This is a genomic window from Stenotrophomonas sp. STEN013 (genome assembly GCF_056760355.1).
In genome coordinates this window covers 180,197-206,570 of sequence record NZ_JBRREO010000001.1, presented here as the reverse complement: position 1 = coordinate 206,570, position 26,374 = coordinate 180,197, and the positions used below count along the sequence as shown (strand labels likewise).

Annotated in this window: 22 protein-coding genes and 1 riboswitch; of the genes, 8 read left to right on the top strand and 14 right to left on the bottom strand. The window is 65.4% G+C overall.

What is annotated here, in order from left to right:
- The first annotated feature begins 130 nt into the window (after positions 1-130).
- Positions 131-862, top strand: a complete 732-nt coding sequence (locus ACVOMH_RS00935; RefSeq protein WP_481550749.1) for a helix-turn-helix domain-containing protein — start codon at positions 131-133, stop codon at positions 860-862.
- Positions 863-922: 60 nt separating this feature from the next.
- Here ACVOMH_RS00935 and ACVOMH_RS00930 read toward each other — a convergent pair whose 3' ends face one another.
- The 3 genes from ACVOMH_RS00930 to gcvP form a co-directional block, all read right to left on the bottom strand.
- Positions 923-1,870 (bottom strand): hypothetical protein, encoded by a 948-nt coding sequence (locus tag ACVOMH_RS00930; RefSeq protein WP_481550748.1) that lies wholly within the window; start codon positions 1,868-1,870, stop codon positions 923-925.
- Positions 1,871-1,873: 3 nt separating this feature from the next.
- Positions 1,874-3,292 (bottom strand): XVIPCD domain-containing protein, encoded by a 1,419-nt coding sequence (locus ACVOMH_RS00925; RefSeq protein WP_481550747.1) that lies wholly within the window; start codon positions 3,290-3,292, stop codon positions 1,874-1,876.
- A 223-nt stretch (positions 3,293-3,515) separates the two neighbouring features.
- Positions 3,516-6,380 carry an aminomethyl-transferring glycine dehydrogenase gene (gene gcvP, locus ACVOMH_RS00920; protein ID WP_481550746.1) on the bottom strand — a complete coding sequence of 955 codons (2,865 nt, stop codon included), beginning with the start codon at positions 6,378-6,380 and terminating at the stop codon, positions 3,516-3,518.
- 110 nt (positions 6,381-6,490) lie between these two features.
- Positions 6,491-6,597, bottom strand: a riboswitch (glycine riboswitch).
- A gap of 327 nt (positions 6,598-6,924) precedes the next feature.
- Here gcvP and ACVOMH_RS00915 point away from each other — a divergent pair.
- Together ACVOMH_RS00915 and ACVOMH_RS00910 are read left to right on the top strand one after the other, a co-directional pair.
- The gene (locus tag ACVOMH_RS00915; RefSeq protein ID WP_481550745.1) at positions 6,925-8,145 is read left to right on the top strand and encodes a multidrug effflux MFS transporter; all 1,221 of its coding nucleotides are present in this window, start codon (positions 6,925-6,927) and stop codon (positions 8,143-8,145) included.
- Between the two features lie 78 nt (positions 8,146-8,223).
- Complete coding sequence (locus tag ACVOMH_RS00910) at positions 8,224-8,640, top strand: hypothetical protein (protein WP_481550744.1); 417 nt, start codon at positions 8,224-8,226, stop codon at positions 8,638-8,640.
- 1,206 nt (positions 8,641-9,846) lie between these two features.
- On the opposite strand, the gene ACVOMH_RS00905 is transcribed toward ACVOMH_RS00910, so the two are convergent.
- The 6 genes from ACVOMH_RS00905 to ACVOMH_RS00880 form a co-directional block, all read right to left on the bottom strand.
- Entirely contained in the window at positions 9,847-10,473 is a 627-nt protein-coding gene (locus ACVOMH_RS00905; RefSeq protein ID WP_481550743.1) for a hypothetical protein, read from the bottom strand.
- A gap of 304 nt (positions 10,474-10,777) precedes the next feature.
- Positions 10,778-12,790, bottom strand: a complete 2,013-nt coding sequence (locus ACVOMH_RS00900; protein WP_481550742.1) for a M2 family metallopeptidase — start codon at positions 12,788-12,790, stop codon at positions 10,778-10,780.
- 71 nt (positions 12,791-12,861) lie between these two features.
- Complete coding sequence (locus tag ACVOMH_RS00895; protein ID WP_481550741.1) at positions 12,862-13,296, bottom strand: EamA family transporter; 435 nt, start codon at positions 13,294-13,296, stop codon at positions 12,862-12,864.
- A gap of 26 nt (positions 13,297-13,322) precedes the next feature.
- Positions 13,323-14,978, bottom strand: a complete 1,656-nt coding sequence (locus ACVOMH_RS00890; RefSeq protein WP_481550740.1) for a phosphoethanolamine transferase — start codon at positions 14,976-14,978, stop codon at positions 13,323-13,325.
- On the bottom strand, positions 14,975-15,748 hold the full coding sequence (locus tag ACVOMH_RS00885; RefSeq protein ID WP_481550739.1) for a phosphatase PAP2 family protein: 774 nt from the start codon (positions 15,746-15,748) through the stop codon (positions 14,975-14,977). The genes ACVOMH_RS00890 and ACVOMH_RS00885 overlap by 4 nt, the downstream gene beginning before the upstream one ends.
- A gap of 139 nt (positions 15,749-15,887) precedes the next feature.
- A complete protein-coding gene (locus ACVOMH_RS00880) occupies positions 15,888-17,570 on the bottom strand; it encodes an ArnT family glycosyltransferase (RefSeq protein WP_481550738.1) in 1,683 nt (560 codons plus the stop codon).
- A 207-nt stretch (positions 17,571-17,777) separates the two neighbouring features.
- On the opposite strand from ACVOMH_RS00880, the gene ACVOMH_RS00875 reads away from it, so the two are divergent.
- Positions 17,778-18,473 carry a response regulator transcription factor gene (locus tag ACVOMH_RS00875; RefSeq protein WP_054659540.1) on the top strand — a complete coding sequence of 232 codons (696 nt, stop codon included), beginning with the start codon at positions 17,778-17,780 and terminating at the stop codon, positions 18,471-18,473.
- Positions 18,470-19,762, top strand: coding sequence for a sensor histidine kinase (locus ACVOMH_RS00870; protein WP_481550737.1), 1,293 nt, complete (start codon positions 18,470-18,472; stop codon positions 19,760-19,762). The genes ACVOMH_RS00875 and ACVOMH_RS00870 overlap by 4 nt, the downstream gene beginning before the upstream one ends.
- Before the next feature lie 206 nt (positions 19,763-19,968).
- Here ACVOMH_RS00870 and ACVOMH_RS00865 read toward each other — a convergent pair whose 3' ends face one another.
- From ACVOMH_RS00865 to ACVOMH_RS00845, 5 genes are read right to left on the bottom strand one after another with little or no spacing between them, the layout of a single operon-like run.
- The gene (locus ACVOMH_RS00865) at positions 19,969-20,550 is read right to left on the bottom strand and encodes a hypothetical protein (RefSeq protein ID WP_481550736.1); all 582 of its coding nucleotides are present in this window, start codon (positions 20,548-20,550) and stop codon (positions 19,969-19,971) included.
- Positions 20,498-20,749: a cell division topological specificity factor MinE gene (gene minE, locus ACVOMH_RS00860; protein WP_054659534.1), complete on the bottom strand. Its 252-nt coding sequence runs from the start codon at positions 20,747-20,749 to the stop codon at positions 20,498-20,500. The genes ACVOMH_RS00865 and minE overlap by 53 nt, the downstream gene beginning before the upstream one ends.
- A 2-nt stretch (positions 20,750-20,751) precedes the next feature.
- Entirely contained in the window at positions 20,752-21,561 is an 810-nt protein-coding gene (gene minD / locus ACVOMH_RS00855; RefSeq protein WP_054659532.1) for a septum site-determining protein MinD, read from the bottom strand.
- Between the two features lie 33 nt (positions 21,562-21,594).
- Positions 21,595-22,356, bottom strand: a complete 762-nt coding sequence (gene minC, locus ACVOMH_RS00850; protein WP_481523634.1) for a septum site-determining protein MinC — start codon at positions 22,354-22,356, stop codon at positions 21,595-21,597.
- 1 nt (position 22,357) lies between these two features.
- Positions 22,358-22,948, bottom strand: a complete 591-nt coding sequence (locus ACVOMH_RS00845; RefSeq protein ID WP_054659603.1) for a GNAT family N-acetyltransferase — start codon at positions 22,946-22,948, stop codon at positions 22,358-22,360.
- A gap of 140 nt (positions 22,949-23,088) precedes the next feature.
- On the opposite strand from ACVOMH_RS00845, the gene ACVOMH_RS00840 reads away from it, so the two are divergent.
- From ACVOMH_RS00840 to ACVOMH_RS00830, 3 genes are all read left to right on the top strand, one after another.
- Complete coding sequence (locus ACVOMH_RS00840; protein ID WP_054659605.1) at positions 23,089-24,288, top strand: sensor histidine kinase; 1,200 nt, start codon at positions 23,089-23,091, stop codon at positions 24,286-24,288.
- A complete protein-coding gene (locus ACVOMH_RS00835; RefSeq protein WP_054659606.1) occupies positions 24,288-24,929 on the top strand; it encodes a response regulator in 642 nt (213 codons plus the stop codon). The genes ACVOMH_RS00840 and ACVOMH_RS00835 overlap by 1 nt, the downstream gene beginning before the upstream one ends.
- 284 nt (positions 24,930-25,213) lie before the next feature.
- On the top strand, positions 25,214-26,353 hold the full coding sequence (locus ACVOMH_RS00830) for a polyketide cyclase (RefSeq protein WP_481523633.1): 1,140 nt from the start codon (positions 25,214-25,216) through the stop codon (positions 26,351-26,353).
- Positions 26,354-26,374 lie beyond the last annotated feature (21 nt).

The window sequence follows — 26,374 nt, the reverse complement described above, 5'->3', positions numbered from 1 at the left end:
CCGCCAATGCCGGCCCCGGACTTGTCCGGATCTGGCGGCAACCGCTGCCGGCGAGCACTTATGGGCAGGCGGGCGCGGCCCCGAGCTGGCTAGAATGGCCGTGAGCCTGCTTGCCTGCCCGATTGATCCGATGCGTATCGACCCTGCCGAAATCGAAGCCCTGTTCGACGCGATTCCCAGCGTGCTGTTCTTCGCCAAGGACACGCAGGGCCGCTATACCCACGTCAACATGACGATGATGCAGCGGCTGGGAATGAAGTCGCGCAGCGAGGTGATCGGCAAGCGCGCCGACGAGGTGTATCCGGCCGGCATGAGCGAAGCCTATGTCGAGCAGGATGCGCGGGTGCTGGGCGGCGAGGTCATCGAGAACGTGATGGAGCTGCAACTGCTGGCCAACCGCCAGCCGGGCTGGTGCCTGACCTGCAAGCGGCCGATCATCGAGCACGGAAAGGTCGTCGGGCTGATCGGCATATCCCGCGATCTGGGCCAGCGCGGTGGGCTGGAATCCCAGTACGAGCCGTTGCGGCTGGCGCTGGAATACCTCAATACGCACTACGCCGAGAACGTGCGCATGCAGACCCTGCTGGATATCACCGGATTCTCGCTGTCCAAGCTGGAGCGCTCGTTCCGCAAGGTATTCCAGATGACCCCGCAGCAGGTGCTCACCCGGCTGCGCATCCAGATCGCATTGCACCTGCTGCACGGCAAGGACAGCGTCGCCAGCATCGGCCAGGCGTGCGGCTTCAGCGACCAGAGCGCCTTCACCCGCAAGTTCAAGGCCGAAGTCGGCATGGCGCCGCGGCAATACCGGGCCCTTATCGCCGAGCGGGCCCATGCCGCGGAAGCGGACACGGGGGGCTGAAAAAGGAAAGCCCCACTTGAATGCGGCTTTCAGGATGACAGGACAGTTGGGACGATCGCTTCAGTCTGGAATAACGAAGCGATCATCCGCGGGGCATGCCCACGAGTCATGCTGCGGTGTCTTGTCGATGCATGGCCACAAGGTGGCCGGTACCGTGGCGCGGGTTTCGAAGTGGTCGTCATTCCATAGCAGGAATCCGGCATGGGCAAAGCTGCCTTTGCCAAAGGTGTGTGCATCGTTACGTAGTGGATTGTCGGGGTCGGACTCCACTACCCACCGCGCCACCGGTACCCAATCCAGGCGCGAGCCGTCCAGAAAGGGCAGGCTCGCCCCCTGTTGCTGGTAGCGCTGTTGGGTCACTGTGCCGAGCATGTGCTCTGGCGAGGTGATGCTGGCGGTAACGTCCTGGAGTGGGCGACCGGTGATCCCCAGGTAGGCACGTAATCCGCTGCCCATGCTGGGCCGGTCTGCATCGATGCAGCGGCGCCAAGCTGAGTCTGCGCTGTGATCCACTACCGTATTCCGCAAGTTGTCGCAGCCTATTTTTATCTGGACCAGGTAACCCCGGATATTCGGGTTATCGGACTCGAATGTACGGACCCAGAACATTGAATCCTGGCCGGCATGCATCTTCACCAGTCGGTCTGGACGGCCCGGAATGCGGGGTACTTCCATAACCGTGCCGATGGTGGTGTGCATGGCGTGCCGTAATGCAGTTGCAGGTAGGCCGAGATCGGCCGATGGCAACGCCAGGATGAGATCTGCAATGTCCTGCGGTACGGGTTGTCGCGGGGCATCATCGGATGGTCGCGGCAGGCTGAGGTAGGGAATTCCCGGCAGTGAAGGTGAGCCAGATGTGGTTACCGTAATCGCTGCTGCTGGCGGGATAGAGGGCCGTTGATTCAAGGCGTCCGGGACAACCTCTGCCGATAACGCCGAAGCGCAAGCCGAGGGCAACCAAAGAAAGCAGGACAAGCTGGCGATCCGGTAGAACGGATGGTTGTCCATTGATCAACGCCCTCCCATTGTCGGTGTGTCCTGATGCTGTGTGGGCACCGTGGGGACGGTTGGCATTGCCTGCAATTGTTGTTCTTGCAGGCGCTGCAAGCTGCTGTTGATCGGCATTTCCGCCATCGCCGCCGCCGAGACGGGAACACGCAGCGCAGCCGGGTCGCCACTGCGGCCTTGCACCAGGAACAACGTCTCACCTTCAGCGCGGTTGCCGGTTGCATTGCTGGTCACGATCTGATCCACGCGGGTAACCCCTTTCGCCTTGGCGTCGTACAGCAGACTGAGGCTGAAGGCCTCGGCCTGATCAGCATAACGGCCGCCCAGATCTTGCAGGCGGCTGCTGATCTGTTGCTGCAAGGCGTGATCAATATGCCGGTGCTGGCGTGGATCGTTCGCTGGATCCAACGGAGTGTCGAGGCTGTGCCGCAGGGCTTGGTCGGGGGCGACCGAGGTCAGTACATACTGCCAGCGGTCCTGCCCGGGTGTGGCGCGGACAACGCGTAAAAAGTCATCGTAGTCGACTGTGTGGATGGTCTGGCAGCCGGCTGAGTCGGTGTTCTCACGGCTGCCACGGTGCATCTTGAAGGTTCTATTGAGATCCTGCACGCCATGAGTGTCACGTGAGTCGAACCAGCCGTCGCCATTGCTGTCGCGTTCAATGCGTCTGCCGCCTGCGGCTATGGCAGCAGCTGTGGGGCGCAAGGAAAACTCATCAGCAAGACCGCGGCGGGGGTGTGTGGTGGCTTGCATCTCGGTGCTGCCTTCGGTCAGCCGGCCGAGGTCGCGGACGCCGTCTCCGTTCACATCCGCACCCTCGGTCTTGGTACGCGTGGCTACGTTTTCAAAGGCAGGGCTACGCGGCGTGGTCTTGGCATGGCCGTCATATTGGGCGGTGGGCTCGGTGGTGGCCTCGTTGAACTCGCGGGCACGGCGGTTGCCGTCAACGTCGGTCCACAGCACCACGATGCGATCGTTATAGACGCCTTTGCCGCGGGCTTGAGTGGTCTGGTCTTCGTTGCGCAGCCCAAGTATCACCCTGTCTTGAGTCGCCAAGGCATCACGAGCAGCGTTGTTTCCGCGGGTGCCAATGATGCTGGCATAGACATCGTGTTGCTGTGCCTGCGACAAGTTGCTGGTTTCACCTGGAGCGGGAAAGCGGGGTGGACGCGTGGTACCTGCCATGCGCTCCAGCAGTGGCTGCAGGAGCACGGTATCTGCGGAGGGAATACCACCTGGCTGGCGCAAAGCGGCAAGTTGCGTTTCCGCGCGAACCGCCACGTAGCGATCCATTGCTTCCTGGATTACCGGTGGCTGCTCTTGGCGCAATGCTTCCAGGTGGGCAGCGGCATCGCGGGCACGGCCTTGCTGCAGTAGCGTGACGACTTCATCGGCTGACGTGGTGATATCGAACTCTGGCATGTCCGTGTCCTTGAGTCGGATGGGCGGGTCAGGATCCTTCGCGTGCTGTTATGCCATGGAGTCACGGGTGGTTTCTGTAGGAAAAGTCCCTGTTCCCGTGTCTTCACTGGCCGGTGGTCATGCTCCCCCGCAGGCAGTTCGGCAGGCGGAAATCTCCATCCTGGAACAAAAAAACCCCGCCGAAGCGGGGTTTCTGTCTACACGTTACGCAGGCCGGTCAGGCTCAGGCTTCGACTTCATCCTTGTACGCATCCACCGGGATGCAGGCGCACATGATGTTCTTGTCGCCGTAGACGTTGTCCACGCGTGCCACCGGCGGCCAGTACTTCTGCTGCTTGAGCGAGGGCAGCGGGAAGGCGGCCAGTTCGCGCGGGTAGGCGTGGGCCCACTCGCTGGCCGACACCTGGGTGGCGGTGTGCGGGGCGTGCTTGAGCGGGTTGTCCTCGCGGTCCAGTTTGCCGTCTTCGATGGCCTGGATTTCCTCGCGGATCTGGATCATCGCGTCGATGAAACGGTCCAGCTCGTGCTGCGATTCGCTTTCGGTCGGCTCCACCATCAGCGTGCCGGCGACCGGGAAGCTCAGGGTCGGGGCGTGGAAGCCGAAGTCGATCAGCCGCTTGGCCACGTCCTCGGCGCCGATGCCGGTGGCCTTCTCCAGCGGACGCACGTCCAGGATGCACTCGTGCGCCACCAGGCCGTTGCGGCCGGTGTACAGCGTCTTGTAGTGCGGGGCCAGGCGGGTGGCGATGTAGTTGGCGTTGAGCAGCGCCACCTGGGTCGCCTTGCGCAGGCCGGCGGTGCCCATCAGGGTGATGTACATCCAGCTGATCGGCAGGATCGAGGCGCTGCCGAAGCTGGCCGCGCTGACCATGCCGACCGGGCCGTTGTCGCCGAGCTTGCCCGGCAGGAACGGGGCCAGATGCGACTTCACCGCACACGGACCCACGCCCGGGCCGCCGCCGCCGTGCGGGATGCAGAAGGTCTTGTGCAGGTTCAGGTGCGACACGTCCGAGCCCCATTTGCCGGGCTTGGCCACGCCGACCAGGGCGTTCATGTTGGCGCCGTCGGTGTACACCTGGCCGCCGTGCTTGTGGATGATCTCGCAGATTTCCACCACCTCTTCCTCGAACACGCCGTGCGTGGAGGGGTAGGTGATCATCAGCGCGGCCAGGCGGTCGCTGTACTTCTCGGCGTTGCGGCGGATGTCCTCGACATCGACGTTGCCGTTGCCATCGGTCTTGGTCACGACCACGGTCATGCCGCACATCTGCGCCGAGGCCGGGTTGGTGCCGTGCGCCGAATCCGGGATCAGGCAGATGTCACGATGGCCTTCGCCGCGCGACCGGTGATAGGCGCGGATCGCCAGCAGGCCGGCGTACTCGCCCTGCGCGCCGGAGTTCGGCTGCAGGCTCACCGCGTCATAGCCGGTGCATTCCACCAGCATCGCTTCCAGCCCGTCGATCAGTTCCTTGTAGCCCTGCGCCTGGTCTGCCGGGGCCAGCGGATGGATGTTGGCAAACTCCGGCCAGGTGATCGGGATCATCTCGGCGGTGGCGTTGAGCTTCATCGTGCAGCTGCCCAGCGGGATCATCGTGCGATCCATCGCCAGATCCTTGTCGGCCAGCGAGCGCAGGTAGCGCAGCATCTCGTGCTCGCTGTGGTGCGTGTTGAACACCGGGTGGGTCATGAACGCGGACTGGCGCAGCAGTGCCTTCGGCAGCGCATCGGCGGTGCTGGCATCCAGTGCTTCCACATCCACGTCGGCGCCGAACAGTTGGCCCAGCGCCACGATGTCGGCGCGGGTGGCGGTCTCGTCCAGGCTGATGCCGACCGAGCCGGCATCGATCACGCGCACGTTGTAGCCGGCGGCCACGGCCTTGGCCTGTACCGCCGCGGCGTCAACGCCGGTGATGTGCAGGGTGTCGAAGAAATCATTGCCCACGGCCACGCCGGCGTCGCGCAGCGCGGCGGCGAGGATCGCGGCCAGGCGGTGGGTGCGGCGGGCGATGCGGGTCAGCCCTTCCGGGCCGTGGTAGACGGCGTACATCGAGGCCATCACCGCCAGCAGCACCTGCGCGGTGCAGATATTGGAGGTGGCCTTCTCGCGGCGGATGTGCTGCTCGCGGGTCTGCAGGGTCAGGCGGTAAGCCGGATTGCCGGCCGCATCGACCGACACGCCGATCAGGCGGCCCGGCATCGAGCGCTTGTAGGCGTCACGGCAGGCCATGAACGCCGCGTGCGGGCCGCCGAAACCGAACGGCACGCCGAAACGCTGGCTGTTGCCGACCACGATATCCGCGCCCCATTCGCCCGGTGCGGCGATCAGCGTCAGCGCCAGCAGGTCGGTGGCCACCGCCACCAGGCCCTGGCGCGCGTGCACGGCCTCGGCCAGCGCCTTGTGGTCACCGATATGGCCGAAGGTATCGGGGTACTGCAGCAGCACGCCGAACGCATCGGCGGTCATCGCCTCGGCCGGGGTGCCGACCTGTAGCGCGATGCCCATCGGCTCGGCGCGGGTGCGCAACAGTTCCAGCGTCTGCGGGTGCACCGCGTCATGCACGAAGAACAGGTTGGACTTGGACTTGGCCGAACGCTTGGCCAGGGTCATCGCTTCGGCCGCGGCGGTGGCTTCGTCCAGCAACGAGGCGTTGGCGATCTCCATGCCGGTCAGGTCGGCGCACAGGGTCTGGAAGTTGATCAGCGCTTCCATGCGGCCCTGCGAGATTTCCGCCTGGTACGGGGTGTAGGCGGTGTACCAGGCCGGGTTTTCCAGGATGTTGCGCGCGATCACGTTCGGCGTGTGGGTGCCGTAATAGCCCTGGCCGATGAAGCTGCGCAGCACGGTGTTCTTGCGGGCGATGGCGCGGATCTTGGCCAGCGCTTCCACTTCGGTCAGCGATTCGGGCAGCGCCAGCGGCGCCGGCGACTTGATCGAGCCCGGCACGATGGCGTCGGTCAGCGCTTCGAGCGAGTCATGGCCGACCACGCGCAGCATCTGCGCGATTTCGGCATCGTTGGGGCCGATGTGGCGCTCGACGAAGGCGGAGGAATGTTCGAGGTCGCGCAACGAAGGGGTGTTCTGGGTCATGGCTGACGTCCGGAGAAGGCGTGCGGGCAAGGGCGGGGTGGGCAAGGCCCGCACCGGCAGACCATGGCGCCGCGCAAACGGCGCCACAGCCGGCAAGCCGGTGGCGTGTCTTGCGCCCCTCTGTCCTTTTGCCTGAGAGTTTGGAAGCGCCGCGACGAGGATCGTGTGCTTCTTGCCCCTTCGGCGCCGGTAACCCGGTCTCTCCAGAGTTTTGTTGCAGGTGGTATCGGGCCTGAGCGATTACGGGCTTTTGCGCCTTCGGCAGCGGGGTGAGCCGCTTCTCCCACCGTGTTACGTACAGCGTGCCGATTATAGCCCGGGGCAGACCCGCGCACCGGCTTGGATTACCATCGGAATCCCGGCGTTTGGGGCTGCGCCCCGTGCCCGGCGGTCTTGAAGGCTTGATCTCGCTGAACGAGGCGGGCCCAGGCCAATACCCTGAGTCCGTCATGGCCGTGTCGCATCGCCCGCGCCCGGTCCTGTTCATCCCCATTTTTGCCCCGCACCGGTCGCCGGCCGGTGCGTTTTCCGGTTGTTGGAATCCATGCAAGCAAGCAAGCAGGTCTCGCTGCGCCGTATCGCCGTGCTGGTCGGCGGACTGTCGATGTTCGGTCCGTTCGCGATCGACGCGGTGTTCCCCGCCTTTCCCCACATCGGTGCCGAGCTCGGTGCCGATAAGCTGGCCATGCAGCAGGTCATCAGCGTCTATCTGCTGGCCTACGCGTTGATGAGTCTGCTGCACGGCGCGCTGTCCGATGCGCTGGGCCGCAAGCGGGTGATCCTGGGCGGGCTGGCGGTGTTCATCGGCGCCTCCATCGGCTGCGCGCTGGCCACCGACATGGCCACGCTGCTGCTGTTCCGTGGCCTGCAGGGGCTGTCGGCCGGCGTGGGCTACATCATCGGCCGCGCGGTGATCCGCGACCTGTATGACGGCGACGACGCGCAGCGGCTGATGAGCCAGGTGTCGATGATCTTCTCCATCGCCCCGGCCATCGCCCCGATCATCGGCGGCTGGCTGCTGGGCTGGAGCAACTGGCAGGGCATCTTCTGGTTTCTGGTGGCGTTCTCCAGCGCGCTGCTGCTGATCACGATGATCTGGCTGCCGGAAACCCATCCGCCGCACGCACGCCTGTCGCTGCACCCGGCACGGCTGCTGCGTGATTACCTGGGCATCGCCCGCAATCCGCGTTTCCTGCGGCTGGCCGCCGCCGGCTCGCTGGGCTTCGGCGGGCTGTTCCTGTACATCGCCTCGGCGCCGGCCTTCGTGCTGGACCTGCTGCACCTGAACGAGCGCCAGTTCGCCTGGCTGTTCATTCCCACCATCGGCGGCATGGCGCTGGGCGCCTACGCCTCCGGGCGGGCGGCCGGGCGCATGGACGGCGTCCGTGCGGTGCGTATCGGCTATGGCTGCATTGCCATGGCCACCCTGTACAACATCGGCTACAACGCGCTGGCCCCGCAGATGAGCGTGCCGTGGGCGGTGCTGTCGCTGCCGCTGACCTCCTTCGGCGTGGCGCTGATCTTCCCGATCCTGAGCCTGGCGATCCTGGACATGTACCCGCGCCAGCGCGGCACCGCCTCCTCGATGCAGGCCTTCAGCACCCTGCTGACCAACTCCGTCATCGCCGGCGTGCTGTCGCCGCTGCTCAGCCGCAGCGGGCTGTGGCTGGCCATCGGCGCCGGGCTGTTCGCCGTCGCCAGCGGTATCGCATGGAAATGGGAACGCCGCAGCCTGCGCGCGCAGCGTGCGGCCACACATTCCTGAGGCTCCACCGCCTCGTCATCCCGATAAGGGACAATAGCCGCGCCGCCATCACCGGCGGCCGTTCAAGAGCACACACCGATGTCGATCCAATCCAAGGGCCGCCGCGAGGCGAAGAAGAAGCTGGCCGAGCGCGAGCGCAACCAGGCCGCGGCCAATCCCGAACCCAAGGCGAAAGTCGAGCCGCATGCCGAATTGCGCGACCAGCACCGCACGCTGCTGGCCGGCATCGTCCGCCGCGACGGCGAATGGGTGCTGGGCATGGACGGCAAGATCGCCGGCGAGACCCCCAGCGCCGCGCGCGTGCTGGCGCTGATCATGCGTGCGGCCGAATGGCACGAGAACAACAACACCCCCGTGCGCCTGATGTATTCGGATGCGCTGAAGGACGCCGCCCACGCCGAGGCCGCGGGGCAGGGCATCGACTTCGACACCTACAAGCGCAACCTGGCCGCCGAGCTGGGCGCAGGCGCCAAGGGCACCGCCGGCACGCATTGAGCGGCCATCGGCCCAGGGCGTGAATCACAAGGGCGCCGCGGGGCGCCCTTGTCGTATGGGGGGCGGGGCGGGCTGTGAATCATGCTGACGGCGCCGGAAGCCGGGGCAGCATCACTGCGCTGCCCGTGATTTCTCCCGAACAGCAAAAAGCCTTAACGGAGTAGCTCGGAAACTATCCGGAACAGCAAAAAGCTTTAACGGAATAGCTCGGAAGCTATCGGGAATAGAAAAAAGCCTCAACGGAGTAGCGCGGAAGCTATCCGGAATAGCAAAAAGCCTTAATTGTTCAGCTCCGAGCTTCTCCGGAGTAGCAAAAAGCCTTAACGGACCAGCAAAAAGCCTCATCGGAATAGCTCGGCGTCTGATCGGCGCCGGAGCTGGTGGACAACCCCGCCCAGACACCCCGCCAGCCGAGTAGCCCGGGTAAGGCCATCGGCCGCACCCGGGGGCACACCGCAAGGCAGGCATCGAACAAGTCCCGGGTGCGCGTCGCCTACCCGGGCTACCCGCTGCAACTGCGCCAGGCGTCGGGTTGCCGGTGGCTGCGGGTCAGGGAGTGACCCACCGGAATGTCCGGCGGGGGGACGGAGCAGAAAACCCGAGGGCCGTAGGCCGGGTCGGCTCCAGCAACCCGGCATCGCAATGCACGTCAAGGGCGCTGGGTTGGTAGGCCTAACCCAGCCTACGGTCCTTGGCCTCCCGAGCAAAACGCTCCGCGTGGCGAGCAGAAAGCTCGGGACTTCGAGCAGATTGCTCCATTGATCGAGCAAAAAGCCCTGCGTTCCGGGCTCAGGTGCTCGGCGGTCCGAGCAAATAGCTCCGCGCGCCGAGCAAAAAGGTCGGGATTCCGAGCAATTTGCTCTGTCACCCAAGCAAAAACCCTGGAACTTGGGAAGTCACCTTGGCTGGGCCGGTTCCCCGATCAGCATGCTGGCAAACACTGCGCTGGCATGGGCTTCCAGGCAGACGGAGGGTTCTCGATATCAAATTGCACTCCCGCGCCAGAGTGCTTTGATTTAATTAACTCTAACCCCTGTTTTCCCGCCGTTTTTATGCCGCAAAAATGACGGTGTAACAAGCCCGGTAGGCTGGGTTGGCTCCATCAACCCAGTATCGCAAAACAAAACAAAGGCGCTGGGTTGGTGGGACTAACCCTGCCTACGGTCCTAGAGTGCTTTGATTTAATTCACTCTGACCCCTGTTTTCTTATGCCCCAACCGACCGCTTGTCGGCCAATGGATCAATGACCTCAAGAGCCCGGCTATCTGGGTTGTAAGCGACGAGCAAGGTATGGCCGACGGGCTTGGCGGTAGAAAGCCCTTTCACTGCACTTGGATCCAACGTGCCGGCTGCAGCCTCGGACAGGAATTGCAGGAACGCGCCTTGAGCGTCATTGCACAGATCAGCGTCAAAGTCGCTTTGAAGCAGTAGTTTGACGGAGTAGCCGTCTCCGAAGTCCGCCACGATTGAATAGAAGATCGAATAGCGCGGATGCTCCGATTCGGCTTTGCCTTTTGAGAAGACTACCCGACCCTTTGGCGCATTCTTTCCAAAGAACTTTGAAGAAACACTTGAGACGGCCGATTTAAAAATAGAGTAGTGATCTTTACCAGCCTCTTTAAGGAATGAATCGAAGTAAGCCTTGCCAATGTAGATCACGACAGCTGTAGGAACTAGCCACTCGATACCCGCGTAAGGACCGGGATCTGGCTTTGACTCGATCCGCAGGTCTAGGCCCTCTGAGCGGATAGCCGCCTCGAACTCCGCGAAGTTTGAGCGATCTATAACCTCAAGGTGGAGCAATCCGATTTGTGGCTTGCTGGATCTTTCCATTGGGGCATAACACTTATTGGTCCGCCCAAGTGCGGCATAACGCCAATCATGGCCGACTTCAATGTTGCTGGCAATCCAAGGAGTTTTCCTTGTATTCCATTGGCTTGAAGGGTCTGTGGATAGCGAGCAGGGCGCTTTGCGCCGTTTTTATGCCGCAAAAATGACGGTGTAACGATTACACCCTCCAGTTCGCCGGCGTAACGAGGTTGCGATGCAGTCAATGCGCTGGCAACAGCCGAATGAATCCGCTAGAAAAACAAAGGGCGCCAAACGGCGCCCTTCGTCTCAAAACCACCTGCAAGGTTTACTTCGCAGCGGTGGCCGGTGCTGCCGGTGCACTGGCCGCCGGCGCCTGCGCGGTCCAGCCGCACATCTGGCCTTCGTTCTGCTGCTTGAGCCATTCCTGCAGCGGGGCGAAGTATTCCAGCATCGGGCCGGCGTCGAGTTTCTCTTCGCCGGTGAGTTCCTTCAGCGTGGCCTGCCACGGCTGGCTGGCGCCCTTGCTCAGCATCGCCCAGAACTTCTGGCCGGCTTCCTTGTTGCCATAGAAGCTGCATTCGTTGAGCGGGCCGGTATAACCGGAGGCATCGCACAGGCCCTTGTAGAACTGGTACTGCAGGATGCGCGCCAGGAAGTAGCGCAGGTACGGGGTGTTGCCCGGCACGTGGTACTTGGCGCCGGCGTCGAAGAATTCCTCGCCGCGGGCGGTGGCCGGGGCCACGCCCTGGTACTGGGCCTTCAGCTCCCACCACTTCTGGTTGTACTGGTCCGGCTTGATCGAGCCGTCGAACACGCCCCAGCGCCAGCGGTCGATCATCAGGCCGAACGGCAGGAACGACACGCCGCTCATGGCCATGCGCATCTGCGCGTTGATGGTGGCCTCGCGGCTTTCCTGCTGGGCGCCGACCAGGCCGATGGAGTTGAGGTACTTGGGCGTCATCGCCAGCACGATGGTGTCGCCGATGGCCTCGTGGAAGCCGTCGTTGGCGCCGTTCTGGAACAACGGCGGCAGCGGGTTGTAGGCCAGGTCGTAATAGATGTGGCCCAGCTCGTGGTAGATGGTGGTGAAGTTCTCTTCGGTCGGGGTGATGCACATCTTGGTGCGCACGTCCGGGCCGATGTCCTTGCCGTTGCCGCCCATGTTCATGTCCCAGGCGCTGGCGTGGCAGACCACGTTGCGGTCCAGTGGCTTGATGAACTGGGTGTTGGCCCAGTAGCTCTCCGGCAGCTTGGGCATGCCCAGGGACACGTAGAAGTCCTGCGCGCGTTCGGTCATCTGCCGGGCGGTGGCCAGTTCGGCCTCACGCTGGGCCTTGAAACGGCTTGCCGGATCGCTGCCACCGGCCTTGGCCAGCGCCGCGCTCAGGTTGCCCTGGTACTGCTTTTCCAGCGCGGCGGTGATGTCCAGGCTGCCGGCGTTGGGGTAGGGCGCGGTCATGTCCCACAGGTTGCTCCAGTCCTGCTGCCACATGTTGCCGGTCAGGTGCGCGGCGATCATGCCGCCGCCCACTTCGGCCTTGTCCTTGCCGTATTCCTTGTCCAGCTTGGCGCGGGTGTAGCAGTGCACCTGCTCGTACAGCGGCTTGACCTGCTCCCACAGGCGGTCGGTTTCCGGGCCGACCTGTTCGGCCGGCATGTCATAGCCGCTGCGCCACATCTGGCCGGCGTCGCTGTAGCCCAGCTCGCGGGCGCCTTCGTTGACCAGTTCGACGAAGCGCTGGTAGCTGGCGCGCGAGGGCACGGCGGTGGAGTGCCAGCCCTGCCAGGCGTCGAGCTGCTGGTTGTAGTCGCGCGAGGTGGCCAGCACCTTTTCCAGGTCGCCGAGCTGGCGGCAGTTCCTGGCATCGCCTTCGCCCACGCAGTAGGTGCCGGCGCCGTAGTCGCCTTCCAGCTTGGTGGCGATGCCGGCCAGCTCGGCCAGCTTGGCCGGATCGCGCGGGGCGGGCATGGCGGTCATCAGCTTGAGCAGGCTGATGGCGCGCCTGGTGTCGGCGCTCATCGGCTGGCCTTCGTACTTGTTGGCCTGCTCGATCCAGCCGTTGAGCGTGGTCAGCCAGCGCTCGTTGGCCTTGGCGGCCACACGCGCCGAATCGTCATTGATATAGGTGGAGGACAGCCACTGCGCCGAGGTCATCTCCGGGTACATGGCCTTGTATTCGGCATTCACGCGGGCGATGAACTGGTCGGCGCTTTCGGCCGGGGCGGCGGCGCTGGCGGCCGGCGCGGCGGCGTCGGGCGCGGCGTCCTTCTTGCAGGCGGCCAGCGAGAGCACGGCCACGCCAACCGCGGCGGCCAATACCAGATGACGATTCTTCACGGTGATCCCCGGAGTGATTTCAAGTCCGGCGAAGGTAGAGCGGCCGCGTCAGCGCCGCAAGTGGACAAAGGTCAGCGCTTGATCGCCATCAGCAGCACGCCGCCGCCGATCATCGCCACGCCCAGCCATTCACGCCAGGCCAGCCGCTCGTGCAGGAAGGCCACCGCGAACAGGGCCACCAGCACCATGCTGAGCTTGTCCACCGGCGCCACCTGCGAAGCGGGGCCGCCTTGCAGGGCGCGGAAGTAGCACAGCCACGAGGCGCCGGTGGCCAGCGCCGACAACGCCAGCCAGCCGGCGGTGGTGGCGGGCAGTTGCAGCGGGTTGTGCCATTTGCCGGTGGCGGTCACGAACATCGCCAGCACCACGACGATGATCGCGGTGCGCAGCAACAGCGCCAGATCCGGATCGATGCCGTGCAGGCCGAGCTTGGCGAAAATCGCGGTGAGCGCGGCGAACACCGCCGACAGCAGCGCCCAGGGCAGCCAGTGCGGGAAGGTGGCCATGGGGGCTCTCCGCCAGATGCCGGTACTCAGCTGCTGCAGCCGGCGAACACGTCCTGCGCGCGGTCGTACACCGCCGTTTTGACCTGCATCAGGCCCAGCACCGAGGGGAACAGGTTGTCGTGGTCGGCGCGCTGTGCGGCCCGCTCGCGCAGGCAGGCCAGGTCGATGCCGCGATCGGCGGCGAAGCCGGGCGAGAACCACATCAGCATCGGCACCCGGGTCTGCTCTTCCGGGGCGATGGCGTAGGGCATGCCGTGCAGGTACAGGCCTTTCTCGCCGAGCGATTCGCCGTGGTCGGACAGGTAGATCATCGCCGTGTCGTAGTCCTCGATGCCGCGCAGCGTGGCGATGGTGCGGCTGAGGAAGTGGTCGGTGTAGCGGATCGAGTTGTCGTAGCTGTTGACGATCTGCTCGCGGCTGCACTGGCCCAGGTCGGCGGTATCGCAAGTGGGTACGAACTGGCGGAACTGCGCCGGATAGCGCTGGAAGTAGCTGGGGCCGTGGTTGCCCAGCTGGTGCAGCACCACCACCCGGTCACCGGGTTTGGCGCGCACCTGCGCGGCCAGATCGTCAATCAGGATCTCGTCCATGCAGCGGCCATCGGCGCACAGGCCGGGCGTGGTGGCATCGTCCAGATGTTGGGTCTGCAGTCCCTCGCACACCCCCTTGCAGCCGGACTGGTTGTCGCGCCACAGCGTGGCGATGCCGGCGTGCTCGAGCACGTGCAGCAGCGACTGGTGGCCGCGGATCTGCTTCTCGTCGTAGTGGCGGCGGCCGAACGGGGAGAACATGCACGGCAGCGAGACTTCGGTGCTGGTGCCACAGGCATGCATGTCCGGGAAGTTGATCGCGCCGGTCTGCGCCAGCTCCGGTGTGGTCTGGCGGGCGTAGCCGTTCAGGCCCCAGTTCTGCGCGCGCACGGTTTCGCCCACCACCAGCACCAGCAGGCGCGGCTTGCTGCCGGCCGCGCGCGGCGTGGCCTTGGCATCGGTGCCCAGCGGCAGTTTGGGTTGCCGCTTGATCGGGCTGGCCGTGGCCAGGTTCTGCTTGAGCGCGATCAGGTAATTGACCGGCGTGGCCAGATAGCGCACTTCGCGGTGGTTGCGCATCAGCGCCGAGATGTCCTGGAACGAGGCCATCACCCCGCCGCCGCCAATCAGCACCACGCCGACCAGCAGCAGCACCCGCCACAGCAGCGCCTTGCCCCAAGTGCGCTTGCGCAGCCGTACCCGCCACAGCAGCAGCGTCGGCAGCAGCGCATAGCCCAGCAGCGGCAGGATCAGGGCCGGGGTCATCAGTTCGCGCGACTCCTTGTGATCGGTGGCCAGCACGTTGCGCAGCATGTCCGCGTCCAGATAGACGTTGTAGCTGTTCATGTAATGCGTGGCGAAGGCGGTGGTGACGAACAACACGGTCAGCAGCACCTTGGCGTTCCAGCGCCACACCAGCAGGCCCAGCAGCAGCGCATGCACACTGAGCAGCAAGGCGAACAGCGAGACCGCGAGCAGCACATTGCCGGGGTTGGTGGCCATCGCGCTGCGCCAGAAAAGCCCGTTGCAGACCAGCGCAAAGAACGCGCTGCTGAGCAGGATCAGGGTTTCGGTGCTGATTTGCGGACGCCAGCTGCGCAGCTGGCGCCAGGACAGGCGCGACGTGCGGGCAACAGGAACGGCAGTGCTCATGCGGCTTCCTCCAGGACGCTGACCGGTGCGGGTGAGGCGGATGGCGCGACAGCAGGGGCGAACAGCAACAGGTACAGCGTCGAGGCAACGGCCCAGCTGATCGCCAGTGACCACAGGTCATGGGACAGGAAGTGCGCACCGCGCAGCTGTTGGGCCAGGCCGAATATAGCCCCGACTGCCAGCGCCGTCAGCAGGGCCGGCCAGCGCCACTGCGGACGCACTTCGCGCATGAAAAAGAACAGCGCCACCCAGGCGTAGCCGGAGCCGGCATGGCCGGCCGGGAAGCAGGCCGGATTGCCGAGCGCGGCCGGCCGTGGCTCGAACAGGCCGACGAACGGGCGCAGGCCGCCATAGCGCTCCAGGTCCCAGGGGCAATCCATGTGGGTGCCGGATTTGAGCAGGGCGATCAGGCCGGTGGACAGGCCCACGGACAGCAGCAGGTACAGCAGCGGCCGGCCGAGCGGGCGCCAGCGGGCGTCCAGGCGGCTGCGGACCAGCGCCAGCATGACCAGCAGCGCCACGGCCCAGGTGAGATCCCGGCCGCCCTTGTGGATCAGCTGGCTGGTCCACCACGCCTCCTTCAGCGCCCATTGCCCGCCTTGCCACTGGTAGAGCTGGTCGGCCACCCACAGGTCACCGTTGCCGGCCATCAGCAGCACACTGGCGGCGACGGCCAGGACCAGCGGGACCCAGACAATGCGGCTGGCGGATCCCCGCGAAGGGACCGTGGCCGGGAAAGACAGCAGGCGGGAGGGGGCGGGGGCGGGCATGCAGCAGGGGCCATCGGATGGGATGGCGCGATGCTGTTCCGCCGGATGTCGGAATGCGGTCGGAAGGATGTGGAAATTCTGTCAGGTGTTAAGACAGTTGCCGGTCCTTGCCGCCACCCGGTGGGTGGGCGGGCGCGGCTCAGTCGCCGTCGTCGTCCGGCGCGGTATCGCCCCCGTCCACGCTGCCCTGGGTTTTTTCGACGCAGGCCACATCCAGCGCCGTGCCCGGCAGCAGCTGCCAGTTGTTGCGGTTGGCACTGCCGATGGCGATGACCCGGGCGCGATCGGCGCAGGGGCTCATCGCCTTGTCCAGCACGAACAGCCAGCGTCGTTGCGGATCCTGTGCGACCCAGCGGGCAGCATCCTGCCACTGCTCGGCCACCGGCCGCTTGAAACCGAAATCGGCGGCCTGCGGATCGGTCTGCAACAGGTTCTGCTCGCGCCAGGCCACCATGCCCAGCTCGGCCTCCGGGCCGATGCGCGCGCGCACCTTGTCCATCACCTTCGAGGCGGAGCTGTAGGGATCCAGCGCCGGCATCGCGCCCAGCCCGTACATCGACCACAGCAGCACCGTGGTCAGCACCACGGCCAGGCCCGCCCGGCGCAGGCGCAGGGTGATGGCCAGCAGCAGGCAGGCCGCGCCGACGCCGATCAGCCACCCGCCGACCGTTGGCAGCACCGACAGGTCGATCGCCCGCCTGGCCGCGTTGCGCTGCGCCCAGCCATCGCCATGCACCGCGCCATAGCCGATCACCAGCATCGCCACGGCCAGCAGGGCCACATAGCCCAGCAGCAGCCAGCGCACGCCGGTGCGGCGCAGCAGCCCGGCCAGCAGCGGTGCGGCGGCCACGGCCAGTGCCGGGAGCATCGGCAGGATGTAGACCTCGCGTTTGCCCGGGCTGGCGCTGAAGAACAGCAGCACCAGCAGCGCCCAGCCCAGCAACAGCACATAGCGCGGATCGGCGCGGCGGCAGCGGCGCCACCAGGCCGGGACCAGCCACGGCAGCAGCAGGCTGCCCGGCAGCCACATCGTGGCGATCACCTGCAGGTAGTACCAGGCCGGCTGGGTGTGGTGCCAGGCCGAGGTGTAGCGGGTGCCGGTCTGCTTGAACAGCAGCTCGTGTGCGTAGGCCTTCAGCGCGGGATCGGGATTGTTCAACAGCGCGATGCCCAGCGGGGCCAGCCACACCGCCGTGCCGAGCAGGAACATCGGCAGCAGCAGCCACCAGTTCCAGCTGCGGCCCGGGCCCGCAACCTGCGGATGGCGCCAGCGCCAGAGCGCCCACGGCAGCAGGATCAGCAACGGCAGGAAGCCCACGCCCTTGGTCACCGTGCCGACGCCGGCGGCAAAGCAGGCCAGGGCGAAGGCGCCCCAGTTCGGGCCCAGCAGCAGGTGCCGCATCAGCCCCCACAGTGCCAGTGTGGTCATGCCCACCAGCACCATGTCGATCTGTGCGCGCTTGGCCATCAATCCGAACTGGATGCAGACAAACAGCGCCAGCACCGCATAGCGCGCGACCTGCCGGTTCCACAGCCGCCGCGACAGGTCCCAGGTCAGCCACAGCGTCAGCAGCGCGGCCAGCAGCGAGGGCACCAGGAAGGACAGGTTCCAGTCGCCGAGCACCTTGTAGGTTGCCGCCTGTAGCCACATGAAGGTGGCCGGCTTCTCCGCGTACAGCTCGCTGCCGCGATGGGGCAGCAGCCATTGCCCGGTTTCGACCATATGCCGCGCCGCCAGCACAAAGCGCGGCTCGTCGGGCGGGCTGGGCGAGCGCATGCCCAGCCCGGCCACCAGGCTGGCCACCACCAGCGCCATCAGCATCACAAACCACAGGGAATTCGGGGAGGAGCGGGAAGGTGTTGGGCGCACGGGCGACTCGTTCTCGGAAGGACAGGCGCGATGATCGCGGGGACGACGTGGGAAGCGTGTCGCAACCATTGTTACCTGTTTCGACGACATTCTGACCACCCCGCGTCTACGATATCGGCCGATACCCGCCGCTGGCGGGGCTTTGCAAAGGTTCCGCCCATGCGGCTGCTGGTCATCGAAGACAATCGCAACCTGATCGCCAACCTGTTCGAGTACTTCGAGGCGCGCGGGCATGTGCTGGACGTGGCCCCGGACGGCGTCACCGGCCTGCATCTGGCGATAACCCAGTCCTACGACGCGATCCTGCTGGACTGGATGCTGCCGCGCATGGAGGGGCCGGAGGTGCTGCGCAAGCTGCGCGAGGAGCACCGCTCCGAGGTGCCTGTGATCATGCTCACCGCGCGTGACGAGCTGCCGGACAAGATTGCCGGCTTCCGTGCCGGTGCCGACGACTATCTGACCAAACCCTTCGCGCTGCCCGAGCTGGAGGTGCGGCTGGATGCGGTGCTCGCGCGCATGCGGGGGCGCAATCCGCGCAAGGTGCTGGAAGTGCACGATCTGCGGCTGGACCTGGGCACGCTGGAGGCCCGGCGCGGCGGCCAGGTGCTGCACCTGTATCCGGCCTGCCGCAAATTGCTGGAAGTGCTGATGCGCGCCAGTCCCGCGGCGGTGACGCGCGACCAGCTCGAATACGCGCTGTGGGGCGAGGAACCGCCCGATGGCGACATGCTGCGCTCGCATATCTACGAGCTGCGGCGTGCGGTGGATGGTCCGTTCGAGCAGAAGCTGCTGCACACCCTGCCGCGTGTGGGTTATCGGCTGTCGGCACCGGCGACCGGCAGCCTCCCGTCGTGACCCGGCCCACGCTGCGGCGCAAATTGCTGGGCTGGCTGGCGGTGTATGTGGCGCTGGTGACGCTGGCGGTGTTCAGCGCGGCCAACTATGTGCATGAGCGGGCCGAACATGCGGTGTGGCGCGCGCTGCTGAACACCGAGCTGGACAGTGTCATCGGCCACATGCGCAGCGATCCGGACTATCGCTGGCAGGATTCGGACACCTTGCACCTGTTCCGCGAGCACGATGAAAAGGGCATTCCGGAAACACTGGCGCATCTGACGCCGGGTCTGCATGACGGCGCGCTGCTGGCCGGCCGGAACGCGGCGGCGATGGTGCGCGACACCGATGATTTCGGCCGCGTGATGCTGGTGCTGGACATCACCGATTTCGCGGCGCTGGAGCATTTCGTCACCCGCTGGGCGCTGCTGGCGGGCGTGGCGCTGCTGCTGGTCACCTTGCTGATGGCCTGGGTAGGCATGAACCGGCTGGTGCGGCCGTTGTCGGTCCTGGCCCAGGACATCGGCCACCTGCGTCCGGAGCGGCGTGGCCAGCAGGTGCAGGTCGACAAGCGGGGCAGTGCCGAGCTGGAAGTGATCGCCGGCGCGCTGAACGACTATCTGCAGCGCAACGAGCATTTCGTCGAGCGCGAGCGGATGTTCATCAGCACCGCCAGCCACGAACTGCGCACGCCCATCGCCGTCATCACCGGTGCCGCCGAACTGGCCCTGGAACAGCCGCAGTTGCCGGCGCGGGCACGCCAGCAGCTGCAGCGCATCCGTGGCACCGCATCCGGCGTCGAGCAGCTGATCCAGCTGCTGCTGGTGCTGGCGCGCGATCCGGCCCGGCTGGCGGCGATGAGCGAACTGCTGGCGCTGGAGCAGCTGGTGCCGGAGATCATCGAGGACCATCGCCATCTGGCCAATGGCAAGGAGCTGCAGCTGCAACTGGTGCAGGCCGAGCCGTGCCAGATCCTGGCGCCGCTGGGCGTGGTGCAGGCGGCGATCGGCAACCTGCTGCGCAACGCGATCGAGAACAGCGACCGTGGCGTGATCCGCCTGGGTGTTTCTGCGCAGGCGCTGGTCACCATTGAAGATCCGGGTCACGGCATGAGTCCGGAAGAGGTCGCCCAGCTGTACGCGCGGATGGCCCGGGGCGAGCGCGATCCGAGCGCGGGCATCGGGCTGGATCTGATTGCGCGACTGTGCGGCCACCTGGGCTGGACGCTGGATATCCACTCGCAGCCGGAGCGCGGTACCCGCGTGGTGCTGGATATGCGCGCATCGCAGCCGGCGCGGGCGCCACACTGATCGCGAGGCGCCGATGGAGTCCATCGCCTCGCCAGGCGCCCGCGTCTGGCCGAGGCGGTGGCTTTGCGCGGCAGGCAAGCGGGGGCCGATCAGCTACGCCTGGAGTTCCTGGCCCTCCTGCGCGAACCGCAACGGGCTGATTGTGCGACGCCGGTGCGACGTGGCTCGTTGCCGCGCGCCATGTTTTACCGGGGGATGGGGCGGTTTTACGCGTCCAGCAAGCCGCGTTCGATCAGCCACGCCCTGGCGTCTTCGGCATCCTGCTCGAACCACGCCCGGGTAGACCCCAGTCGATACGTGTATCCCCACGTATCCATGTCGGCCATCAGGCGCGTGCTGCCGACGCCGGGCAGCTGTCCGGCCAGCACGATCTGCAGATAGCAGGTGGCATCTTCCTCGGCCACCGAATCGGTGGCATCGGTATGCACCAGGGCGCGACGCTCCGGCGGCAGCACGATCAGGTGGCAGGCCTCGTGCAACATCGAATGCACGGGAGTGTCATCACGCACGTACACGTCGCTGCCGATGATGCCGGCTTCCGGCTCGCCCCAGTAGCTGCCCGGGATCGTCCCGCCGGCGGCGATATGGTTCAGGCGCAGGCCATGACCGGCGAGCAGCGCGACGGCATCGCTCCACTGGATATCGCCGACACAGGTCACGGCCACGTCTGGCCCGGAGAGGGGGGATGGGTTCACGGAAGGCACACTCCCGGCGGCCAGCGCCGCCGGGTGGAGATCACTTGTCGTCAGGCAGGGCGACGGAGATGTCGAGCACGTCGTTGGCGCCATCCTTGACGAGGTCGACCTTGACCGCATCGGCGTCGATATTGACGTACTTCTTGATCACTTCCAGCAGTTCGCGCTGCAGCAGTGGCAGGTAGTCGGGGCCGCCACGGGTGCTGCGTTCCTGCGCGATGATGATCTGCAGGCGGTTTTTCGCGGTTTCGGCGGTGTTCTTCTTCTGTTTCAGGAAGTCGAGCAGTCCCATGCTTATCCTCCAAACAGCTTGCTGAAGAAGCCCTTTTTCTCAACCGAAATGAAGCGCATCGGGCGCTCCTCGCCAAGGATGCGGCTGACCGCGTCCTCGTAGGCCTGGCCGGCCGGGGATTCGCTGTCCAGGATCACCGGTTCGCCCTTGTTGGATGCATTGAGCACGTCGCCGGACTCGGGAATGACGCCAATGGCTTTCAGGCCCAGCACTTCCTCCACGTCGGCAATGCTGAGCATCTCGCCGGTTTCCACGCGCGGCGCGCTGTAGCGCGTCAGCAGCAGGTAGGCCGGGACGTCCTTGCCGGCTTCGGCGCGGGCGGTCTTGGAGTCGAGCAGGCCGATGATGCGGTCCGAGTCGCGCACCGACGACACTTCCGGGTTCACCACCACCACGGCGCGGTCGGCGAAGTACATCGCCAGGAATGCGCCCTTCTCGATGCCGGCCGGCGAGTCGCAGATGATGAAATCGAAGCCGTCGGCAGCCAGGTCCTTGAGTACCTTCTCCACGCCTTCCTTGTTCAGTGCGTCCTTGTCGCGGGTCTGCGAGGCGGCCAGCACGTACAGGTTGTCAAAGCGCTTGTCCTTGATCATGGCCTGCTTCAGTGTGGCTTCGCCGTGGACAACGTTGACGAAGTCGTACACCACGCGGCGCTCGCAGCCCATGATCAGGTCGAGGTTGCGCAGGCCCACGTCGAAGTCGATGACGGCGACTTTCTTGCCGCGACGGGCGAGCCCGCAGGCGAGGCTGGCGCTGGAGGTGGTCTTGCCGACGCCGCCTTTGCCGGAGGTGACTACGATGATTTCAGCCAAAGGACTTCTCCTGGGTATTCGTTTTGGGCCGCGTCAATCCAGCGCGGCAATCATGATCTGGTCCTGTTCCAGCCACACCTGCACGGCTTTGCCGCGCAGGGTGTCGGGAATATCGTCCAGCACCTTATAACGTCCAGCAATGGCGACCAGTTCAGCGTGGAAGTCGCGGCAGAAAATGCGTGCCGCGGTGTTGCCTTGCGCGCCGGCCAATGCCCGGCCGCGCAGCGTACCGTAGATATGGATGCTGCCGTCGGCGATCACCTCGGCACCGGCACCCACGGTTGAAAGTACAGTCAGGTCGCAGTTTTCGGCATACAGCTGCTGGCCCGAGCGGACCGTGCCCAGTTGCATGCGTCCTGGCTGCGCGGGCGCTGCGGCGGGGACGGGCGCTGCAGGCGCAGGTTCCGGCGCACGGCGTTGCGGCGCGGGCGCTGCGGCCGGTTCGGCATCAGCGCGCTCGTACTGGGCGCGGAACTTGGCCAGCAGGGGCAGCCCCAGCTGTTGGGCCAGCACTTCGGTGTCCTGGGTGCCATAGGCCAATGCCACCGGCAGCACGCCTGCCTCACGCAGTCCGTTCAACAAAGCCTGTGCGGTCGCCAGATCCGGCACCTGGCTGAGCCCGCCGAAATCCAGAATCACCGCCGCGCGTCCGAACAGCTTGGGGGCGCGGGTGACGCGATCACGCATTTCCTGGCTCAGGCGCTCCACATCCAGGGTGCGGATGCGCAGGTTGGCAATGCCGACCTGCCCGATTTTCAGTTCACCCGCCTGTTCGAAATCCAAATTCACTGCCATCTCAAGTTCCCGTCGGCCGCTGCTGCAGCGGTCGGCGTGTGTGGCCCACCCACGGTACGTCGGGCAGGTTGTCGCCATAGGTTTGATGCACCCATTCGTAGCTGCACAGGTCCTTGAGCAGCATGCTGGTGCGCACGTCCACGTCGGGCATGGTGTTCTGGCCGACTTCGCGGAAGCCGAAACTGCCATGGAAGAGCAGTGCGGCGTCGGCGCCATGGTCCAGGAACACCTCGCAGGCCATCTGTGGATAGCGAAGTTCCGCATAGCTCTGCGCATCGGCATAGAACGCGCGGCCCACGCCACCGCCGCGGCGACGGCTGGCCACCACGATGCGGTCGATATAGAAGAAGCTGGGATAGCGCTGCTGGAACCACGCGTAGTTGCAGCTGTCATGGGCGCTGCCGCTGCCATAGCCGACGAGGAACCCGGCCAGGTTGCCATCGCGCTCGGCCACCCGGAAATATTCGGCGGTTTCGTAGAAACGGCGGAGTTTTGCCGCGTCCAGCGGGAGGATCGCCAAGCCGGCATTGTTGTTCAGTGCCAGAACGGAATCGAGCTCATGCTCGAGCACGTCGCGGATGACAATCGACATTGTGACTCCGTGGGGTAAAACGGTCGGCCTGTGGAGGCTGTGCGGCGAATTATCGCATGGGTGGCCGGAGCCGGGCGAGCCGGCGCGGGCATGACTTCCGAGGGAGGGCGCAACCTGCCGCATATCCTTACTATGCCGGGATGTTGGGATACCTCAGCCACACCCGCGTTCTCCGCCTGGCCGGCCTTTTCACCTGGGCGCTGGTCAGCCTGCCGTTGATCTACACCCAGTACGCGCCGGAGGAGGGCGTGGCGCAGCCGGCGGCCGGAGAGGCGGCGTGGCTGTTTGTGGCCTATCTGGTGTTCGGCGGCTGCTACTTCTGGCTCACCCGCGGGCTGAAAGCCTCCGGCCATACCAACTGGTATGACCGCACGGTGCTGCTGGTGCTGACGGTTTCGGCGCTGGCGGTGAGTTATCTCTCGGCCACCGGTCTGGGCAGCATCCTGATGATGGTGGCTGCCGGGGTGATTCCGTGGCTGCTGAGCAAGCGGGTGGGGATCGTCTGGCTGGTCCTGAGCCAGTTGGCGGTGTTCCCGGTCTACAACCTGATCCTCGGCCTGCCGTTGTTCGAGGCCCTGCTGCAGTCGCTGCTGTACGGCGGTTTCTCCATGTTCCTGTTCGTCACCAGCCTGGTGGCGCGCCAGCAGACCCAGGCACGGGAGGAGCAGCGCCGGCTGAATGCGGAGCTGCGGGCCACCCGTCTATTGCTGGCCGAAAGCGCCCGGGTCAATGAGCGCACCCGCATCTCGCGCGAGCTGCATGATCTGCTGGGCCACCACCTGACCGCGCTGAGCCTGAATCTGGAAGTGGCCGGACATATCACCGAGGGCCAGGCCCAGGAGCATGTCCGTCAGGCGCATACGCTGGCCAAACTGTTGTTGACCGACGTGCGCGAAGCTGTGAGCCAGCTGCGGGAGAGCGGCGCGATCGATCTGGCGGCGGCGCTGCGGCCGCTGACCGAGCGGGTGCCCTCGCTGGACATCCATCTGGAGATGGACGAGCCGTTGAACGTGGAGGACCCCGAGCGCGCCCATGTGCTGCTGCGCTGTACCCAGGAGATCATCACCAACGCGGTGCGCCACGCCGGTGCCCGCAACCTGTGGATCCGGGTCCATCGGGAAGATGGTCAGGTCGTGATCGTCGCGCATGATGACGGGATCGGTGGTGAGGTGGACGAGATACTGCCGGGCAATGGTCTGCGTGGCATGCGTGAGCGCCTGGTTCAATATGGGGGGGCGCTGGAGGTGTCCATGCGGCGCGGTGAGGGCTTCCGTCTTCGCGCCTCATTGCCGGGCGTAACCAATATGATGCTGGCCTCCGGGCCCCAAGGAGTGAGTTGATGATCCGTGTCTGCCTGGTCGATGACCAAACCCTGGTACGGCAGGGCATCCGTTCGCTGCTGGCGCTGGATGACAGTATCGAGGTGGTGGCCGAGGCCACCGATGGCCGCCAGGCGGTGGAGATCATTCCGCAGGTCGCGCCCGATGTGGTGCTGATGGACATGCGCATGCCGGTGATGTCCGGCCTGGAGGCGCTGCAGACGCTGTCGCGGCTGGGCCAGTTGCCGCCGGCGATCATCCTGACGACCTTCGATGACGACCAGCTGGTGCTGGCCGGGCTCAAGGCCGGGGCCAAGGGCTACCTGCTCAAGGATGTGACCCTGGAGCAGCTGGTCGGTGCGATCCGCACCGTCGCCGATGGCGGCTCGCTGGTGCAGCCGGCCGTCACCCAGCGGCTGCTGTCGGGGCTGGAGCACATGCGCAACGAATTTGTCAGCCTGGACCGCCCCGATCCGCTGACCGACCGCGAGACCGAAATCCTGCGGCTGATGGCCAGCGGTTTCTCCAACAAGGAGATCGCCAACTCGCTGGGCGTGGCCGAAGGCACCATCAAGAACCACGTGTCCAACATCCTGTCCAAGCTGGGGGTGCGCGACCGCACGCGGGCGGTGCTCAAAGCCTTCGAACTCCAGCTGGTCTGAAGTGGTGGGAGTGAAAAATCGGGCCCGGCCGGTTTCCGTGCTGGCGTTAGGGTCCGGTGAGGATGGAAAATAGCCGCAATCGGCCCTCGGCCGTGTCGGGTCCGCCGGTGGCGGGGCTCCTGATCCGGGAGCGGAACGCCGCGCTTTGCAGCCCTCAACCCATGTTCCGTACCAGGCAGGGAAACCGGTGCGTCAATTCTGTCAACAACCTGCGCAAAGCCTGATAGGATGGGGGCTTCGCTTCAATCAACCCGGCCGTGGGATCGGCCACGGAGACTCTCTGAATGACCCGTATTATCGAGTTCCTGATTGCCCTGGGGATCGTGGCTGGCCTGTTCGTCATCATTGGCGTGTGCCTGCCGGGCGAGCGCCATATTTCTGAAAGCATCGAAACCAACCGCAAGATGACGATCGTGTATGACACGGTCAACAGCCTACGCCGTTTCAAGGACTGGAATCCGCTGGTGCTGCGCGACAAGGGCATGGAACTGAAGCTCAGCGGTCCGGACGCCGGCGTCGGTGCCCGCCTGGATTACAGCTCCAAGGACAGCGCGCTGGGTAGCGGCAGCTGGGAAATCAAGGAAAGCGAAAAGAACAAGCTGGTGCGTATCGCCATCGAGGACCCGACCCGGGGCCACGACAAGGTCACCACCTTCACTCTTGAGCCGACTGGCAAGAACGACCGCAACGTCAAGATCACCCAGGACTACTCCGTCAAGTACGGCATGGACCTGTTTGGTCGTTACGCCGGCCTGTACGTGAGCCGCCATATCGGTGATGACGTCAAGCTGGGTCTGTCACGCATGGCCAACATGCTGGCGACGGTGCCGAACGTCGACTACCGCGCTGCCGAAGCCCCGTTGACCGATCTGAAGATCGTTGACGTTCCGGCCGAGGATCTGCTGGTCGTCAATGCCGGCAACATCGATCGCAACAACGACACCATCCGCAAGTCCATCCAGGACAACCAGGAATGGATCAAGCGCACGATGGAGGCCAATGGCTTGGAAGCTGCCGGTCCGGTGCGCATCGTCACCACCGACTTTGCCGCTGACAAGTACGCCTTCGACGTGGCCCAGCCGGTCCGCAAGAAGAGTGGTGCCGCCGCCGCTGCCGACAAGCAGGAAGGTGATGCTGCCAAGACCGAAGCTCCGGCCGCGGTGGCTGCGACCGACGGCAAGTTGAACGTGAAGATTCCGGCCGGCAACCCGGTGACGTATTCGCACGTTCCGGCGCACCGTTCGGCCTTCGCTTCCTACGCCGGTCACATGGCGGGCCTGGATATCGCGCGCAACGCACTGCGTGCCTGGGCGACCACCCACGGCAACGAAGTGATCGACCGTCCGTACGAATCCTGGAAGGGTGGCGTCGACAAGGCGTTCACCACTGACGGTACGTATGACGTTTACTGGTCGGTGAAGTAATTCGCTGTCACAGCGGATGAA

Excerpts from the sequence above, each read along its gene's own strand:
- ACVOMH_RS00935 (WP_481550749.1), top strand. The coding sequence starts at position 131 with ATGCGTATCGACCCTGCCGAAATCGAAGCCCTGTTCGACGCGATTCCC.
- ACVOMH_RS00930 (WP_481550748.1), bottom strand. The coding sequence starts at position 1,870 with ATGGACAACCATCCGTTCTACCGGATCGCCAGCTTGTCCTGCTTTCTT.
- ACVOMH_RS00925 (WP_481550747.1), bottom strand. The coding sequence starts at position 3,292 with ATGCCAGAGTTCGATATCACCACGTCAGCCGATGAAGTCGTCACGCTA.
- gcvP (WP_481550746.1), bottom strand. The coding sequence starts at position 6,380 with ATGACCCAGAACACCCCTTCGTTGCGCGACCTCGAACATTCCTCCGCC.
- ACVOMH_RS00915 (WP_481550745.1), top strand. The coding sequence starts at position 6,925 with ATGCAAGCAAGCAAGCAGGTCTCGCTGCGCCGTATCGCCGTGCTGGTC.
- ACVOMH_RS00910 (WP_481550744.1), top strand. The coding sequence starts at position 8,224 with ATGTCGATCCAATCCAAGGGCCGCCGCGAGGCGAAGAAGAAGCTGGCC.
- ACVOMH_RS00905 (WP_481550743.1), bottom strand. The coding sequence starts at position 10,473 with ATGGAAAGATCCAGCAAGCCACAAATCGGATTGCTCCACCTTGAGGTT.
- ACVOMH_RS00895 (WP_481550741.1), bottom strand. The coding sequence starts at position 13,296 with ATGGCCACCTTCCCGCACTGGCTGCCCTGGGCGCTGCTGTCGGCGGTG.
- ACVOMH_RS00890 (WP_481550740.1), bottom strand. The coding sequence starts at position 14,978 with ATGAGCACTGCCGTTCCTGTTGCCCGCACGTCGCGCCTGTCCTGGCGC.
- ACVOMH_RS00885 (WP_481550739.1), bottom strand. The coding sequence starts at position 15,748 with ATGCCCGCCCCCGCCCCCTCCCGCCTGCTGTCTTTCCCGGCCACGGTC.
- ACVOMH_RS00880 (WP_481550738.1), bottom strand. The coding sequence starts at position 17,570 with ATGCTGATGGCGCTGGTGGTGGCCAGCCTGGTGGCCGGGCTGGGCATG.
- ACVOMH_RS00875 (WP_054659540.1), top strand. The coding sequence starts at position 17,778 with ATGCGGCTGCTGGTCATCGAAGACAATCGCAACCTGATCGCCAACCTG.
- ACVOMH_RS00865 (WP_481550736.1), bottom strand. The coding sequence starts at position 20,550 with ATGGCGCCAACGACGTGCTCGACATCTCCGTCGCCCTGCCTGACGACA.
- minE (WP_054659534.1), bottom strand. The coding sequence starts at position 20,749 with ATGGGACTGCTCGACTTCCTGAAACAGAAGAAGAACACCGCCGAAACC.
- minC (WP_481523634.1), bottom strand. The coding sequence starts at position 22,356 with ATGGCAGTGAATTTGGATTTCGAACAGGCGGGTGAACTGAAAATCGGG.
- ACVOMH_RS00845 (WP_054659603.1), bottom strand. The coding sequence starts at position 22,948 with ATGTCGATTGTCATCCGCGACGTGCTCGAGCATGAGCTCGATTCCGTT.
- ACVOMH_RS00840 (WP_054659605.1), top strand. The coding sequence starts at position 23,089 with ATGTTGGGATACCTCAGCCACACCCGCGTTCTCCGCCTGGCCGGCCTT.
- ACVOMH_RS00835 (WP_054659606.1), top strand. The coding sequence starts at position 24,288 with ATGATCCGTGTCTGCCTGGTCGATGACCAAACCCTGGTACGGCAGGGC.
- ACVOMH_RS00830 (WP_481523633.1), top strand. The coding sequence starts at position 25,214 with ATGACCCGTATTATCGAGTTCCTGATTGCCCTGGGGATCGTGGCTGGC.